Origin of the sequence: Streptomyces sp. SM18, from assembly GCF_002910775.2 — a bacterium.
In the GTDB taxonomy this organism is placed as follows: domain Bacteria; phylum Actinomycetota; class Actinomycetes; order Streptomycetales; family Streptomycetaceae; genus Streptomyces; species Streptomyces halstedii.
The window spans coordinates 2,314,280-2,331,544 of sequence record NZ_CP029342.1 but is presented as its reverse complement, the minus strand read 5'-3'; the positions used below and the strand labels follow the sequence as shown (position 1 = coordinate 2,331,544).

At 75.7% G+C, this 17,265-nt stretch carries 5 protein-coding genes; 2 read left to right on the top strand and 3 right to left on the bottom strand.

The window, feature by feature from the left end; genetic code table 11:
* Nucleotides 1–237: 237 nt before the first annotated feature.
* Together B9S64_RS10300 and B9S64_RS10295 are read left to right on the top strand one after the other, a co-directional pair.
* Nucleotides 238–945, top strand: a complete 708-nt coding sequence (locus B9S64_RS10300; protein WP_103489683.1) for a FadR/GntR family transcriptional regulator — start codon at nucleotides 238–240, stop codon at nucleotides 943–945.
* Between the two features lie 238 nt (nucleotides 946–1,183).
* The gene (locus B9S64_RS10295) at nucleotides 1,184–2,026 is read left to right on the top strand and encodes an NPP1 family protein (protein ID WP_258037731.1); all 843 of its coding nucleotides are present in this window, start codon (nucleotides 1,184–1,186) and stop codon (nucleotides 2,024–2,026) included.
* A gap of 112 nt (nucleotides 2,027–2,138) precedes the next feature.
* On the opposite strand, the gene B9S64_RS10290 is transcribed toward B9S64_RS10295, so the two are convergent.
* The 3 genes from B9S64_RS10290 to B9S64_RS10280 form a co-directional block, all read right to left on the bottom strand.
* A complete protein-coding gene (locus tag B9S64_RS10290; RefSeq protein ID WP_109492028.1) occupies nucleotides 2,139–9,218 on the bottom strand; it encodes a beta-ketoacyl synthase N-terminal-like domain-containing protein in 7,080 nt (2,359 codons plus the stop codon).
* Between the two features lie 74 nt (nucleotides 9,219–9,292).
* Nucleotides 9,293–15,655 carry a type I polyketide synthase gene (locus B9S64_RS10285; protein ID WP_109492027.1) on the bottom strand — a complete coding sequence of 2,121 codons (6,363 nt, stop codon included), beginning with the start codon at nucleotides 15,653–15,655 and terminating at the stop codon, nucleotides 9,293–9,295.
* Nucleotides 15,652–17,235, bottom strand: a complete 1,584-nt coding sequence (locus B9S64_RS10280) for a PfaD family polyunsaturated fatty acid/polyketide biosynthesis protein (protein WP_103492951.1) — start codon at nucleotides 17,233–17,235, stop codon at nucleotides 15,652–15,654. The genes B9S64_RS10285 and B9S64_RS10280 overlap by 4 nt, the downstream gene beginning before the upstream one ends.
* Nucleotides 17,236–17,265: the final 30 nt, after the last annotated feature.

Below are 17,265 nucleotides of genomic sequence, written 5' to 3'. Positions count from 1 at the left end.
GCCCGGACGGGGGCGGCCGTCCGGACGGCGGTGTCCGGCTGTACGGGAGGGGTCACGGCGAACTTCTCTCACTCGGCCTACGACGACCGGCACGGCCCGACCTCCGCTGCGGGGGGCCGGTCGTGATCAGGCCCCGCAGCGGCAGTCGAGGAGAAGGAGCTCGCGCTGCGGCATGCCGGGTACAGTAGGGCAAACGAACTCCTCAGACAAGCTGAGGTGTGGCGGAAGGTGGACGGCATGGCGCGGGGACCGCTCGGCGAACTGGGTGCGCTACGGCCGTCGCCCCTGGTCGAGCAGGCCGCCGAGCGGCTGCGCGAGCGGATCGCGTGCGGCGCCTGGCCGGTGGGTACGAAACTGCCCGGCGAGACCACACTGGCCGCGTCCCTGGGCGTCGGCCGGTCCACCGTCCGCGAGGCGCTGAGGGCGCTCGCCGGAGCCGGACTGGTCCAGCCGCGCCAGGGGGCCGGGGTCTTCGTCCTCGCGACGGAACCCAAGGAGGACTGGGCGACCCAACTGCGGCGCGCGGCGGTCACCGACGTCTACGAGGTCCGCATGCTCATCGAGGTCGAGGCGGCGCACCTGGCCGCCCGGCGGCGTACGGACGAGGACGTCCAGGCCCTCCGGGAGGCGCTGGCCGGGCGCCGGGCGGCGGGCCGCGCGGACAACGCCGCCTTCGTGGACGCCGACATCGCGCTGCACTCCGCCGTGGTCGCGGCCGCCCACAACCCCGTGCTGACCTCGCTGTTCACCCAGTTCGTGCCCGCCCTGCGCAGCGGGCTCATCGACATGCTGGACCTGCTCGGCCTGCGCACCGCCGACCCCGACCACGGCGACGCGGACCACGCCGCCCTGGTGGACGCGGTCGTCGCGGGCGAACCGGAACGGGCCGGCCGCACCCTGCGCGACGAACTGGCCGCGACCCTGGAGCGGCTGCGGTCGGTGTGAGGGGGCACCCCGCCCGAGGAGCGAACAGGCCGCCGTATCACGTGAACGCCGGACCTCCCGCCGTCACATGAACGCCGGACCTCCCGCCGTCACGTGAAGGCCGGGCGTCCGGCCGTCACGTGAAGGTCGAACGTCCGGTCTCACGCGAAGTCCGAACACCCCTCCATCTACCGGGAGTTCACCTCCTCCGGGAACAATGGGCCCGCTCGGCCCACACCCCCCACGAGGAGAGACACACATGCCGAACGGCTCGATACGGCCCCCCACCGCACCCCTGCCCCACCCCGCCGCCCGCCGCCGCTCCCGTAAGGGGCCGCTCTCCCGCGCCGGGGCGGTACTCGCCGCCGCCGCGCTGCTCGTCCTCGTGCCGGCCTCCGCGGCCCACGCCGATCCGCCGCACAACCTGCCGCAGAACGCGGGCGGTTACGAGCAGACGTTCTCACCCGCCTACGACTACGACGGCGACGGCTGCTACGCCACCCCCGCCATCGGCCCGGACGGCGCCCTGGCCACCGGACTGAAGACCACCGGCGCGATCAACGGCAGCTGCCGCGACCAGTGGGACCTGGACAACTCCCAGACCTACGCCCGCTCGCTGTGCGACCACGGCTGGTGCGCGATCGTCTACGCGAGCTACTTCGAGAAGGACCAGGCCGTGCACGGCAGCGGCCTCGGCGGCCACCGCCACGACTTCGAGCACGTCATCTCCTGGGTGAATCAGGGCTCGGACCAGGTGGAGTACGTCTCGACCACCCAGCACAGCGGTGTGAAGACCTACCCGCGCTCGCAGGTCCGCTTCGACGGCACGCACCCCAAGACCGTCTACCACAAGGACGGCGCGAGCACGCACTTCTTCCGGCTCGCCAACAACAACGACGAACCGCCGGAGAACCACTACCACACCTGGCGCTACCCTCCGATCGTGGACTGGAACGGCTTCCCGACCACGGAGTTGCGCGACACCCTGATGAACGCCGACTTCGGCGCCGCGACCATCAAGGTCACCGACAAGGACAACCGCTTCCGCAACCTGCTCGCCAACTCCAAACCGTCCGGCATCCCGTTCGACCCCTGGGCCTGAGCGGCCCGACCGGCCTGCGCGGCCCGACCGGCCTGCGCGGCCCGAGCGCCACGGCCCGCTGCCCGACGCCCGGGTGCCGGACGGGGGACCGCTCCCGTCCGGGACCCGTACGTCACGGTGAGAGAGGCGGCGCGAGGTCGGAGACCACCCGCATACCCAGCCCGCGCACCCGGTAGATGCACGTGTCGTCGCCCCACAGCGTCGCGTCCGCCGTCGCGTACGGGCCCCGCGCGTCCGTGCCCGACTCCACGACGTCCAGGTCCACCCGGATCAGCCGGTTGGCCGGGGTGATCTGGCCCCGGTACGTCCAGGTCGTCTCACGGCCCGGGAGCACCGGCTCGAACCGGGGACGCGGTACGGCGTCCGCCGCGCCGCTCTCGATCAGGTGGTACTGGAGCAGCTGGCACATCGCCTCGATGCCCAACGACCCCGGCTGCACCGGGTCCTGGAAGAAGTGCGCCCGGAAGAACCACTCGCCCGGGACCACGTCCTTCTCCGACCGCAGCCGTCCCGTCCCGGCCCCGTCCCCGTCCGGCCAGGAGCCGGTGACCCGGTCGAGCATCAGCAGCATCGGCCCCGGCAGCCGCAGCGCCCCGCCGAAGTACCGGGCGGGCCGGGCGGTCAGATCGACGGCACGGCCGCACGGCTCCTCCAGCCGGGCCCGGTCCTTGGCCGACACCGGCAGACCGGGCTGCTCCTCGAAGGCCGAGGGCGGGAAGTAGCCGAAGACGGTGGTGAGTTCGAACAACGGGACACCGGCGGCCGTGCAGCTCACCCGGAACGACTCGATGACCATGTCCCCGCTGCGGGAGACCCGGATCAGCTCGGCACGGGTGCGGACCGTCCCCGTCGCCGGGGTGACCTCGCCGGTGACCGTCCCGCACCCGTCGAGGTTGCGGAACAGCAGATCCGTGCCGGCGCTCGCCGCGCTGCCCACGTACGCCGCCAGCCAGCCGCAGGGTTGCAGCGCGACCTCCATGAGGACGGCGAACGGCATCGTACGCCCGCCGCTCTGCTCGAAGTACCAGGCCCGCTCGGGCACGTCGTACTCCGCGACGACCACGCTCCCCTCCCGCACACCGCCCTGCGGACCGTCCACCGAGACGATCCGGCTCATGAAGTGGTACGGCGGGCCGGGCAGCCTGGCTACCCTGCGGGGGCCGTCGAACCGCTCGTAACCCGCCCCGAACGCCTCGCTCGGCCGGCCCCAGGCGCACGCCAGCAACGACGCGTAGCCGAAGGGGAGTCCGTCGGCCCCCCTCGCCACCGGCCGCGGCTCCCGGTGCCCGGCCAGTCCGCCGAGCCGGGGGAGCGGCACCGGGGCGCCGGTGGCCTGCACGGCCGGCGGGCCCGCGTGCCGCCAGTGCGACAGCGGCCAGTCGGGCACCAGCCGCAGGGCCACGTCCCGGCCGAGGAACGCACCGGCCCCGTCCACCGAGCCCAGCACATCGGCGTACAGCGTCGGCACCGGACCCGAGGAGACCCCGCGCACGAACACCTCGTAGACGACCCGGTGATGGTCCGGGGTGGCCTGGCCCCGGCAGATCGTCCGGCACGGGCGGTCCGGCACCGGCTCGAAGCGCCACCCGTCCCGGTCCAGGGAGAAACCCATGGCCATCAGGTAGAACGCCATCGCCTGCTGCGCGCCCTGGAGCATCAAGGTGCCCGGCATACAGGGGTCGTTCTTGAAGTGCCCCGCGAAGAACCAGTCGTCCGGCGCCAGGGCGGTCTCGGCCCGCAGGTAGCCGCGGCCCCACGGCCCGCCGGTCGGGTCGAACACGGTCACCTCGTCCAGCAGCCGCATCCGGCCGCCGTCGAGGCCCGGCGGGCGGACGTGCGCCGCCGTCGCCTCCCAGCCGGGACCGAAGCACTCCCAGGGCCGCCCCAGCGCCAGCGCCCCCACCCGCTCCGCGTCGAAGCGGGACGACGCGCAGCGCACGGCGGGCGGGTCGCACGGCAGGCCGGTGCCGGGCGGGTGCGCGGCGGGGTCCCACCGCACCCCGCCGCTTCCGGCGAGTTCGGCCGGGGTGAAGAACCCGGCCTGCCCCTCGCGGACGCTGAGCCGGAGCTCGCCGTCCACGAAGCAGTCGTAGTGGAAGAAGGCCAGCCGGACGCCGTCGTACTCCGCGTGGCCGTCGACGTGGATCTCGTAGCACAGGGTGTCGCCCGCCTCGGGCGGACTGCCGTGGTGGGTCACCTCGCAGCCGAGCAGCCGGTAGGCGCGCTCGCCCCGGTTGAGCAGATCGACGCCCAGCCAGCTCAGCAGGAGGAGGTCCGCCTGGCCCGCCTCGATGACCAGCGCGGGCGGCATGCGCCCCGTGGGGTCCAGGTACCAGCTGTCGGGCAGGACGTCGGTCTCCGTCCAGATCGTCCCGTCCGTGCGCGCCGCCCCCGGCTCGGCGAGCGCCGCCGGTACCGCGTCGATGCCGGTGACCCGGTCCGCGAACAGCATCGGGGGTCCGGGCATCCGGGTCTGCACCGCGTACCCGTCCTGCTCGGCGAACCGGGGCCCGAACAGCGCGGAGACCTCCCGGGAGGCCAGGTGCTCCAACTGCGCCCGGTCGAACGTGGGCCCCGGCCTCGGGGGACGCCCCGGCCCGGATCCCGGCGACTTCGGCCGGGGCGCGGGCAGCCACTCGGGCCGTACGGGGATCTGCGGCGGCCCGGCCGCCGGACGCGCGGGCGGTCGTACGGGGACGGCCGGAGGACCCGCTGCCGGACCCGCGGGCGGTCGTACGGGGGTGGGCGCGGGGCCCGTCGGCCCGGCGGACACCAGCGCGCCGAGCGCCAGCGCCGAGACCCGCAGGAAGCGCCGATGCGCCTCGGCGTGCCCCGCCATCACCTCCTGGTGCAGCGCGGCCACCCGCTCGCTCTGCCGGGCGACCACGGCGGCGATGCCGGGGGCGTGGGACGTCGGCATGGGTCCGGAGGCCGACCCCGGACCCGGCACGGGCGTTGGTGTCGGCGTCGGCTCAGGAACCGGAACCGGATCCCATGCGCTCACGGGTGTCGGCATCGGCCCAGCGGCCGGCACCGGCACGGGCAGCGGTGCCGGCCCCGACTCCGGCTGCGGTCCCGGTTCCCGTTCCTCCGGTGTGGGCGGGCCGCCGTCCGCCCGGGGGCGCCGGGACGCGGGCGTGGGCGCGTGCGGTCGCGGGGGCCGGGCGGCCTCGGCCTCCCGGTCCGCCACGGGTACGAGCGTGGGGGGCGCGGCTTGTGCCGGTACGGGCACCGGCTCCCGGTCCGGCGCGGGCTTCCGGGGCGGGCTCTGTTCCGGTACGGGCAACGCCCCCCGGCGCACAGCCCGTTCGGGCCGCCCGTCCGGTACGGGCGCCAGTTCGGGGGCCCGGGGCAGGGTCACCACGGCCGGCTCCACAGGCGCCAGACGCGGAGGCGCTGGTACGGCGACGGTGACGGCGGGGCCGGGGTCCGGGACCAGGTGGGCGGCGGCCGCGAGCCGGGCGAACAGCTCCCCGGCCTCCACCGGCACCCCGGCGACCACGAGTTCGGCCACCGCGAGGGACAACTGCCGCAGCCTGGTGTCGCCCGGGGCGTCCAGGGCGACGGACACATGGTCGCGGTCACCCAGCACCCGCTTGATCCAGCCGGTGCACAGCCGTCGCGGCCCGTGCTCCACGAAGATCCGGACCCCGTCGGCCCACGCCTGCTCGACCGTGGCCGCGAAGTCGATCGTGCCCACCCCCTGGGCGGTGAGCGCCTCGGCGGCCCGCTCGGACGTCGGCCGGTAGGACCGCCCGGTCGCCCCGCTGTAGAAGCGCACGCCGGGCACCTCGACGGTGGGGCGGCGGTGGACCGCCCGCCACACCTCCTCGACCTCCGTCAACTCTGGTGCATGCGCCGCCAGTTCGTAGTCCAGCTCGATCGCGTGGTCGGTGCCGATCCGGGCCACGACCGCCGCGCACGCCTGGGACTCGCCGCCGATGACGCACACCCCCGGTGCGTTCACCGCCATCAGATGGACCGCGACCTCACCGTCCAGCTCCGCCCGGACCGTGTCCAGCGGTGCGTTGACCAGATAACCGGCCCAGCGGGAACCGCGTACCCCCAGGCGCTCCCAGTGGCGCCGTACCGCGCGGAGTTCACCGGTGAGTTCCGTCGTGAACAGGCCGCTGTCCCGGGTCGCGTCGTACAGCCCCGCCGCGTCCGGCCAGGCGCCCAGCGCGACCAGGGCGGCCGACTCGCCCGAGGAGTAGCCGAGGGCCGCGTCCGGCCGCAGCCCCAGCACGTCCCGGGTGAGCACGGTGTGGAAGACGGAGAGTTCGGCGGCGCCCCAGATCTGGTCGAGCACCCCGCGCTCCCGGCGCACCCGCAGCCGGGTGCCGATCGGCCCGTACCGGTCCCGGACCGCCTCACCGAGCGACGGCAGCGCGAGCATCAGCTCATGGCCCATCCCCGGGTAGGCGGCCGAGCCGTTGGTGTACACGAACGCGGTCCGCCCCTCGACCGGGCGGTCCCGGTACACCACGTCGGCCGGCCGGATCCCGCCCTCCGCCAGCCACCGCCGGGCCGCCTCCCTGCGGGCCGGCAGCGCCGCGTCACCGTCGACCACCAGCGCCAGCCGGGCGGGTCCCGCACCGGACTCCGCACCGGACTCCAGCGCGGCCAGCACCCCGTGGCGGTCGGTCCCGGAGTAGACGTGCAGCCGGGGGGCCGGACCCCGCAGCCACGGCAGGGGGTCCCCGGCGCGCAGCCGTACGCTCGCGGCGGGCCCGTCCAGCGGGGTCACCCCGGCCCGTGCGGTGAGCGGCAGGGCGGCGGTGTCCGCGGGCCCGTCCGGACGGGGAACCGCGCGGTGCCGGAGCGCCAGGGCGGCGACCGCGACGGAGACCAGCCCGGACGCGGCGTGCGCCCGTCCGAAGGCCGACGCGGGATCGAACACCGCGTCCGGGCCGTCCCCGACGACCAGGTCGGGCGGGCCGGACGGGCCGGACGCCCCGGCTCGGGGCAGCTCGGCCCCGGATTCCCCGGCCTCGGACATGCCGTCCCCGGACTCCTCGTCGAGCAGGGCGATGACGGGGTCCCCGTCCTCACGGGCCGCGTCCAGCGGCTTGAGGACCAGGACGACGGCGGCGTCCCCCGGTTCGCCCTCGCACCCCAGCTCCCGCAGGGCCGCCCGGTGGACCTCCTCGCAGGAGAGGTCGGTGGCGCCGACGAGCGCCGCGTCGACCTCGCCCGCCCGGATCGCGCGGGCCGCCACCTCCAGCGCCACCAGCCCGGACGCCTCCTCCGCCGACACCGCGAACCCCGGCCCCGCCAGGTCGAGTTGGGTACTGATGCGGTTCGCCACCAGATTCGGCAGGGTGCCCACCACGCCCTCCGCGTTCATGGGCGGCCCGAAGGCGTCCTGGGCGGAGGCCGTGGACGTGCCGGGGACCCCTCCGGCCCGCTCCAGCCAGTACGGCACCCGCCAACGGGCACCCGCGCGGGCCACCTCGGGGTCCACCCCCGTCCCGATGACCACCATGGTCCGCTCGCGGGGCAGCGACAGGGACCGTACGGCCTCGCGGGCGGCCTCCATCACCAGGAGCTGATGCCGCACGGTCCGTTCCAGGGTGAGCGGGGGGAAGCACAGGTCCGTGAGCCCCACGGCGATCTCCGAGACCGCGCCGCGCCGCTCGCCGGCCAGTACCGCCCGCCGGAAGTCCTCCGCCGAGGTCCCGTCGCCGACCCGGGCACCGAGGGCGACGACCGCCACCGGCGTACGCCCGCGCGCACCCTCCCGTACGGAGGCCGGAGCGCCGGACGGCTCCACGGCCGGGCGGGGCACGAAGGCCGCCGGGCGGGACACGGAGGCGGCAGGACGGGACACGGGGGCCGCGGGCCCGAACCGCCCGCGCGCACCGGAGCACCCGTCCTCGTCGAGGTCCACGATCAGATGGGCGTTGGTCCCGCCGAACCCGAAGGCGCTCACCGCCGCCCTGCGCCGCCCCTCCCACCGCTCCGGCGCGGTCAGCACCCGCAACGGCGTGCCCGCCAGCGCGTCGAGCGGCCGCCCCGCGCCGAGCGTCGCCGGGCGGATCCCCGTACGCAGCGCGCCGAGCACCTTCAGCAGCCCGGCCGCGCCCGCCGACGCCAGCAGATGCCCGATGTTCGACTTCACCGAACCGATGGGCACGTCCTCACCGGCCGCGAACACCCGGGCCGTGGCACGCGCCTCCACGGCGTCCCCGACCGGCGTCCCCGTGGCGTGGCACTCCACGAGCGACACGGTCTCGGGCGCGACGCCCGCCCTGGCGTACGCCAGCCGCATGGCCCGTACCTGGCCCTCCTCCGCCGGACTGATCAACCCGGCTCCACGCCCGTCGTTGGAGAGCCCGACCCCCCGGATCACCCCGAGTACGGGCAGCCCGGAGGCACGGGCCTCGGACAGCCGCGTCAGGGCGACGAACCCGGCGCCTTCGCCGTGCACCAGCCCGTCCGCCTCCCGGTGGAAGGGCCGGCTGCGGCCCGTCCGGCTCGTCGCGGACAGCCCGCAGAACCCCACGTGCAGATAGAGCGGGTCGGCCCGGCTGACCGCCCCGGCCACCATGAGGTCCGCCGTGCCGTCGTGCAGCCGGTCGCAGGCCAGCTTGACGGCGTACAGCGAGGAGGCGCAGGCGGCGTCCAGGGACCACGCCCCCGCGCCGAGCCCGAGCGCCCGCGCCGCGAGCCGGGCGGGCAGCCCGGACGAGAAGCGGTTGCGGGCGTCGGGGCGCTCCCGGCGCTCCCCGGTCAGCAGGGCGTCACGCACCGGGGGCCGCTGGGCGGACAGCCAGACGTGCTCGGCGAAGGCCGCCCCGGTCGGCGTGGGATACGACAGGTTGCCCAGCACCAGCCCCGCGCGGGGCAGCGGCCCCTCGCGGCCCGCCTCCGCCAAGGCCTGTCCGACCCCGTACAGGACCCAGTGGAAGAGCGGGTCCAGCGACAGGATCCGCTCCGGGGGGATCCGGAAACCGCCCGGGTCGAAGACGGACTCGAACCCCTGTACGTACCCGCCGACATCGGTCCAGGTGCGGTCGAGGTGGTCGTCGACCGAGCCCATGGCCCAGCGGCGCGGCAACCGCCACCGGCCCTCCGGGGCGGCCACCAGGCTGCTGCGGCCCTCGGCGACGCCGTCCCAGAACGTGTCCGGGTCGAGCGCGCCGGGCAGCACACAGCCCCGGCCGACGACGGCGATCGGTTCGCATTCCATACGGATCTCACTTCACGGCGGGGGAAGGGGTGTTGCCTGTTGCCGGGACGTCGGGAAGGGCGGTCGCCGGGGTCTCAGGAGGGGCGGCGGACGAGTTCCACGCCGAGCAGTTCCAGACGTACGGACCCGTCGGGGGCGATCAGCGCCGCGTCGCAACGCGCCCCCGTGCCGTGCGCCTTCCGCCCGCGCACCACACACCGCACGGTGCCGTCCACCGGACCGCGCCGGTGCACCCTGCACTCGGCGACCGCCATCGGCAGTGTCGCCTCGCCGAGGACGTCCCGTGCCCAGACCAGGGCGAGTTGGAGCGCGCCGTCCACGGCGGCCGGGTCCAGCGGCCCGTGGCCGTCCGCCCAGCCCAGGAACCGCAGGCCGGCGACCGTGGCCTCGGCGCCGTGCTCCGACACACCGCGCACGGTCCGCACGGCGTGGAACCGGGGGCCGTGGAAGAGGAGGTGCCCGTCGTACCACGCGTCGCGTCCGAGCGGCTTCAGGCCGTCCGGGCTGCCCCACGCGGCCGGGTCCGGAGCCGTGGCATCGGTGTCCACCTCGGCCCGGAAGTGGACCACGCCGTCCTCGCCGCGCAGCTCCGCCTCCAGTCCGGACGGCGATCCGGTCGTGCTCCGGGAGCCGTGCACGGTGAGCCGGTGGCCCGCGCCGGCGAGTTCCGGCAGGGCGAACCTCCGGTACACCCGCAGATCGCGCAGGACGAGCGGACCCGCGCCCGGACGCCAGGCGGCGCCCGCCCCCGCGAACCAGTTCAGGACCATCGCCACGGGCAGCACGGGGACTCCGGCGGGCGCGTGGTCGGCCAACTGCGGCAGGGTGTCCGCCCGGACCAGGATCTCGGCCGGGCGCGGACCGCCGGCCGGGGACAGGGCCGCCGGACCGTCACCGGCCACCAGCACGACGCGCGCCTCACCGGGCGCCCCGTCCAACTCGGCGGTGAAGGCGGCCACCCCTCGCTCCAGGGGGATGAGCGGCACCCCGGACCGGCCGAAGTGCCCGGCGAGGGCGGGCGTGACCATCCCTCCGTGCCACGGGCCCCAGGCCACGGAACGCACCAGGCAGCCGGGCCGGCGGGCCTGTTCGGCGGAGGCCACCTGATTGAGTACCTCGTTGGCCAGGGCGTAGTCGGCCTGCCCCTCGTTGCCGAACACGGCGGCCACCGAGGAGAAGAGGCAGATCACCTCCAGCGGGTCGCCCGCCGTCGCGGCCAGCAGCGCCCGCAGACCGTCCACCTTGGTGGACACCACCTGCTCGAACCCCTCGTCGCCCTTGTCGGCGATCCGCTTGTCGGCGAGCACCCCCGCGCCGTGCACGAGCCCGGTGACCGGCCCCCACTCCTCCCGTACGTCGCGCAGCGCGGCGGCGAGCGCCTCGCCGTCGCGGGCGTCCACCTGGACGTAGCGGGCGGCGGAGCCCGCCGCCTCCAGCGCGGCCAGCGTCGCCCGTACCTCGCGCGCGGCCAGGATCTCCCGGGCCCGCGCCGCGATCCGGGCAGGCGAGGCGGCCGCGTCCCCGGTGGAGCGCTCCGCGAGCAGCCGGGTGAGCGCCGGTTCGTCGGTGGCCGCCGCGAGCCCGGCGGGCTCGGGGGCCGGTGCGGTCCTGCCGAGCAGGACGATCCGGGGGCGGTGGGCCCTCGCCAGCTCCAGCAGCGCGGCGGCGGTCACCCCGCGGGCCCCTCCGGTGGCCACGACCACCGATGCGGAGCCGAGGCGCGCCCGGTCGCCGGGCACCCACGGCGCCGGCACCACCCGGGGCGCCGTACGGCTGCCGTCCGCGCGCAGCCCCACCTCCGACTCCGGTCCGCCGTACAGCAGTTCACGCACGATCGCCTCGGCGACCGCCTCGTCGCCCCGGCCGCCCCGCTCGCAGTCGACGGCCTTGACGGACGCGCCGGGCCACTCCTTCGCCGCGGTCCTGGTCAGACCGGCGACACCGCCCAGCCAGGCCCGGCCGGGCGCGTGGCCGCCGAGCCCGAAGTCGCCCCCGGTGTCCTGCACCGTCACGAACAGCCCGCCCTGCCCGGCCGCCCCTGCCGCCACGGCACGCGCCGCCCGGAACACCGACCGGTGCACCTCCCGCGCCTCGTCCGGCGCGCCGCTCGCCGTCAGGCCGCCGAGGTGGACGACGGCACGCGCGTCCTGGGGCACCTCGGCCAGGGCGGTGGCGTCGATGCCGTGGGCCGCCAGCTTGTGCGCGACGAGGCCGGTGATCCCGGCACCGTCCGGGCCTTCTCCGGTGACCACGACCGGCCCGTCGAGGAGCCCCGCTGTCATCAGCCCGGACGCGGGCGCCTCCACGGTGCGGGGTACCAGCCTGGTGAGCGCCGTCGCCTCCTGCCGCCCGGACACGGTGCGCCTGGTGGGGATGTCCGGGGTGGTGGGGATCTCCGGGGCGGTGGGGATGTCCGGGGCGGTGGAGATCTCCCGGGCGGGGGACTCGGACGGCGCCGCACCGGCGGCCTCGGTGAGCGCCTCGACGATCTCGCGCAGGGTGCGGAGCTTGCCCAACCGCCCGACGTCCTCCGTCGCCAGGTCGCCCACCTGTCGGCGTACGGCGGAGAGGATCTCCACCCGCTTGATGGAATCGACCCCCAGATCCGCCTCCAGTTCCATGTCCATGTGGAGCATCTCCGTGGGGTAGCCGGTGAGTTGGGCCACCACCGAGAGAAGTAACTCCTCCAGCTCGGCGGCCGACAGCGGCGCGGAACCGGCGGCCGGGGCCGGTTCGGGGGCCGGTTCCGGGGCCGGTTCCGGGGCCGGTGCCTGCCCCAGGGCGTCCGCCGGGGATCCGCCGTCCGGGGTGTACGGCGTCGGCCCGGAACGTCGTTCGGCGGCAGCGGACCCGGAGGCCGTGGCCCGTACGGCGGTGCCGAGCGCGGGCGGGGGTGCCGGTGCCCGGCGGGGGGACGACGGGCGGGGGAGCGGCAGCGGCACCGGGGGAGCCGGGGCGTCGAGCGCGCCGCCCGCCTCGTGTGGCCCGACCGCGCCGTACGCCCCGTCTCCCTGGCCACGGCTGCCGGGGACAGCGCCGACGTGCTCCGCGCCGACGTGCTCCGCGCCGACGTGAAGACCGCCATGAAGACCGACGTGGACATCACCGTGGCCGCCGCCGTGTGCGCCGAGCATCGCGGCCAGGGTGTTCTCGGTCATCCGCAGAAAGGCCATGTGGCTCTCGGTCAGCATGCGTTGGCAGGCCGCGTGGGCCTCGGCCGTCTGCCGCTGCACGCTCTCGACCGCGCCGTACCAGCCGGAACCGGCGACGGCCCCGGGCTCGGTCACCTGGTCGCACGCGGGCGCGGAGTCAGGGGCGTACGCGGGTTCGGATGCGTGGGCGTACGCGCGGTCCGGTTCGTGGGCGTACGCGGGCTCGGATGCGTGGGCGTACGCGGCCTCAGGCGTGTGGCCGTGCGTCGGTTCGTACGCCGGCGGCTCCGGGGCGTGGGTGGGCGCGGGGGCGTACGAGGGCGTGGAGACCGCCGGGTAGCTGAGCGCCGGTGCATGCCCGGTGGGGGGCGCGGGGGCGGGCTCGGGCGGCGGTGGGGCGGCGGCTCCGGCGGGCGGCGGGTAGAGCTGACCGTAGTTGGCTCCGCTGATCTTCACGGTCATCCGGGGCTCGCGCTCCTTCGCTGGGGTCCCGGGCACGGCGTACGGCGCCCAGAGGTGGTCGAGATCGAGGGGGACACCGCGCACCGCCAGCTCGCCGAGCGCGGTGTGCAGGGGGACGGTGGCGGACCGGCCCGGCCGGTCCAGGGGGACGGCCGCGTGCTCACGGTCGCCGAGGATCTGCCCGACCAGGCCGGTCAGCGACGCACCCGCGCCGACCTCGACGAAGGTCCGCACCCCCGCCGCGTACATCGCCTCCACCTGGTCCTGGAAGAGCACCGGCGAGGCGAGGTGGGACGTGATCCGGCGGCGCACTTCGTCGGGCGCGGACGGATACGGGGCCGCGTCCGCGTTCCCGTAGACGTCGATCCGGGGCCCCGTCAGCGGGACGGTGTCCAGGTAGGCGGCGAGCGGGTCACCGGCCGGGGCGACCAGCGGGCTGTGGAAGGCGGCCGAGGTGTCCAGCCGGCGCGTGCCGACGCCCTCGGCCGCGAACGCCCGCTCGGCGCGTCCGACCGCCTCGGCCGTCCCGGACAGCACCACCTGGAGCGGGGAGTTGAAATTGGCCGGCCACAGGTCACCGAACCGCCCGTCCGCGAGGACCGCCGTCACCCGCTCACGGTCCGCCGCCACGGCCAGCATCGCGCCCGGGGTGGCGGCCGCGTCCCGCATCAGCTCACCGCGCCTGCGGGCCAGACCGACCAGCGCCCCGGCGTCCAGGACACCCGCGCAGTGCAGCGCCACCAGTTCACCGAAGCTGTGGCCCGCCACACAGTCCGGCCGCAGCCCCAGCCCCCGTACCACCTCCAGCAGCGCGAGGGCGTGCACCGCGAGGGCCGGCTGCGCCCATTCCGTGGCGGCCAGCCGTGCCCGCCGGTCCGCGTGCTCCTCCTCGGTGAAGGCGGGCGGCGGGAACACCACCCGGTGCAGGGGGTGTCCGTCGAAGCCGGTAGCGCCCAGCCGGTCCCACACGGCCTGGGCGCCCGGGGACAGCATCGCCAGATCGGCACCCATGCCGACGTACTGGGCGCCCTGGCCCGGGAACAGGAAGCCGATACGGCCGGGCGCCGGGGTCCCGGAGGCGTACCGGACCCCGGTGGGCGTCGAGAACGCGGTGCCGGGCCGCCGCCGGATCAGCGCGAGGGCCTGCGCGTACTTCTCCCGCAGGTCGTCGGTGTCCGTGGCGACGACCGCCAGCCGCACCGGGTCGGCGGGCGAGAACGCGCGGTGGCTCTCCCGCGCGAGCGCGGCCAGCGGACGTCCGCCGGTGGTGTCCGGGGCCTCCAGGGCCTCCGGTGACGCCCCGCTGAACAGGACGAGTTCGCTCGGGGCGGTGCGATGGCGCGGTGCCGTACGGCCGGGAGCTCCGGCGGGCGGCACGTACTCCTCCAGCGTGACGTGGAAGTTGCTGCCCCCGAAACCGAAACTCGACACGGAGGCGCGGCGCGGATGGTCGTCGGGCCGCACCCAGGGGCGGGCCTCGGTGTTGACGTAGAACGGACTGTCCGGGGCGGTGACCGCCGTGCTGGGGCGGTCCACCTTGATGGTGGGCGGCAGCACCTTGTGGTGCAGCGCCATGACCGCCTTCAGCAGCCCCGCCGCCCCGGCCGCGCACTTGGTGTGACCGATCTGCGACTTGACCGACCCGATCGCGCACCACGGCCCGTCCGTGCCCGCGGGGGTGCCGAACACCTGCCGCAGGGCGGCGAGTTCGGCCGCGTCCCCGGCCTTGGTGCCCGTCCCGTGCGCCTCGACCAGCTCGACGGTGTCCGGACCGTAGCCCGCCTGCTCGTACGCGCGCCGCAGGGCACGGGCCTGCCCCTCGGGCAGAGGCGCGTAGATCGCCGGGCCGCGCCCGTCCGACGAGGTGCCGATGCCCCGGATCACCGCGTGCACCCGGTCGCCGTCCCGTTCCGCGTCGGACAGCCGCTTCAGCGCGTACATGATGACCGCTTCGCCCAGCATCGTGCCGTCCGCCGCCTCGGAGAACGGCCGGCAGTCACCGCTGGGGGACAGGGCCGGGGTCTTGGAGAAGCACAGGAACATCCCCACGCCGTTGCCGGTGTCCACACCGCCGCTGATCACCAGGTCGGCCCGGCCGAGGGCCAGTTCACCGACCGCCGTGGACAGCGCGGCCAGGGAGCTGGCGCAGGCGGCGTCGGTGGTGTGGTTGACGCCGTGCAGGTCGAACCGGTTGGCGATGCGGCCCGCGACCACGTTGCCGAGCAGCCCGGGGAAGGACGACTCCCGCCACGGGACGTAGTGCGCCGAGATGCGGTCGCACACGGCCCGCGCCTCGTCCTCGCCCATCCCGCTCTCGCGCAACGCCTTGAGCCAGACCGGTCGTTGGGCCCGCCCGTACATGTGCGGAAGCAGCTCCAGGGCGGCCGCCCCCAGGACCACCCCGACCCGGCCCCGGTCCACGCCCGACAGCCCGCCGGTGTCGGCCAGCACCTGGTCGGCGACCATCAGGGCGAGGAGCTGGGAGGTATCCGTCGTGGACAGGTTGGCGGGCGGCACCCCGTAGGCCATCGGGTCGAAGTCGACCTCCGGCAGGAACGCGCCCCGGCGGGCGTACGTCTTGTCGGGGGCCGCCGGGTCCGGGTCGTAGTGGTCCTCCACCCGCCAGCGGGACGGCGGCACCTCGGTGATCAGGTCCCGGCCGCCGGTCACGGCCCGCCAGAACGCGGCGGGGTCCGTCGCGCCGGGCGCCAGGGCACCGACACCGACCACGGCGACGGGCACCTGCTGGGGGGTGACGGACACGGTCTCTCCTCGGGGCCGGACGACGGTCGGGGGCGTCTGCGGGGCGCCGGGGCCGCTCATGCCAGCTCGCACGGGGCGAAGGCGAACGCTTCGGACGTCAACGGCACTCCGTAGGTACGCAGTTGATGGGCACGGGTGAGCACGGCGGCGCCTTCGAGCAGATTGAGGGCGATCTGCGTGACGGACCGGTTCGCCGGGTCCGCCAGGAACGACCCCGCCACCCACCGGTTGAACGCGCCCATGGCCGGACCGCACCAGATCTGGTAGTCGGCGCGCCGGGCCGTCTCCCCGGTGATCGCCCACCGGCTGGAGCTGCCGAGGTACCAGCGGAAGACCAGGGCCATACGGTGCTTGGGGTCGGCCTCCGCACGTGTGATCTCCGAGGGGTCTCGGCGTTCCCAGAACGCGCGGACGCGCTGCCAGACCTCGTCGAACGGGGCCCGCAGCACCTCCCGTTCGATCGAGGCGCGGGACGCGGGCGGGATCTCCTCCAGCGAGCCGTGCTCCCGGTACGCCGTGTGGAGCCGGGCCGCCCGCCGGGCGAACAGGGTTCCCCGGGACAGGACTTGCAGCGTGACGCCCAGCTCGAACATGTCCGCCGCGGGAGCCATGGCCACATCGGCGACGTCCGCGTCGCAGAGCATCGCCTTGGCCTCGTCGGACAGGCCCGCCTCGACGGCCGTCTGGTTCACCGAGCCGACCACCACGTACGACGCGCCGAGGGCGAAGGCGGAGGCCACCGCGTCCGGCGTGCCCAGACCGCCCGCCGCGCCGAGCCGGACCGGCCGCCGGTAGCCGAACCGCCGGCAGAGCGTGTCGCGCAGCAGGGCGATCCTCGGCAGCAGGACCGACAACGGCCGGTTGTCGGTGTGCCCTCCGCTGTCCGCCTCCACGGTGATGTCCTCGGCGACCGGCACCAGGGCCGCGAGGCCCGCCTCCCCGGGCGTCAGCCGCCCCTGGGCGACCAGGGCATCCAGCAGGGCGGCCGGGGCGGGCGAGAGGAACCGTTCGGCCACCTCGGGACGGGAGACCTTGGCGAACAGCCGTGCACCACGGACGATCCCGCCGTCGGCGCCCCGGCGCAGGCCCCGCACCGAGCACAGCACGACGGCCGGGGTCAGCTCCATGAACGCCGAGGCGGAGATCCGGGGCACACCGCAGCGCAGTAGCAGCTCCGCGACCCGGAGTTCCAGCGCCGGTTCGGCCGGGGAGTGGATGAGGTTCACGCCCCAGTTCGGGGTGGAGCGCAGCTCGTCGGCGAGCGTGTGCACGGCCCGCTCGACCTCGGGGTACGCCAGACCGCCGGCTCCGAAGAACCCGAGCATCTCGGCACGGGCGGTCGCGGACACCATCCGGGTGGTGGCGATGCCGTTCGCCATCTCGCCCACGACGTAAGGGAATCGGATGCCATGCGCCTCGCAGAAGGCGCGCCCGCCGAGCCACTCGGGGTACAGCGGCGGCAGCGTACCGAGCACCCGGGCACGGGGCACCGGCCCGGTCGCGAGCCCCAGCTCCCGGCCGCTCGGCCCGCTGACGACGTGGACGGGTTCCCGGATCCGCCGGGCGAGGGCGGCGATCCCCTCGGGCGAGAAGACCGGCGGGCACGCGGTGGCGGAGTCGGGAGCGGCGAGGACGGACACGGAGGGTGCTCCAGCGGGGGGAGAGGACGT

Coding starts and splice junctions, on each gene's coding strand:
- B9S64_RS10300 (WP_103489683.1), top strand. CDS start 238: ATGGCGCGGGGACCGCTCGGCGAACTGGGTGCGCTACGGCCGTCGCCC.
- B9S64_RS10295 (WP_258037731.1), top strand. CDS start 1,184: ATGCCGAACGGCTCGATACGGCCCCCCACCGCACCCCTGCCCCACCCC.
- B9S64_RS10290 (WP_109492028.1), bottom strand. CDS start 9,218: ATGGAATGCGAACCGATCGCCGTCGTCGGCCGGGGCTGTGTGCTGCCC.
- B9S64_RS10285 (WP_109492027.1), bottom strand. CDS start 15,655: ATGAGCGGCCCCGGCGCCCCGCAGACGCCCCCGACCGTCGTCCGGCCC.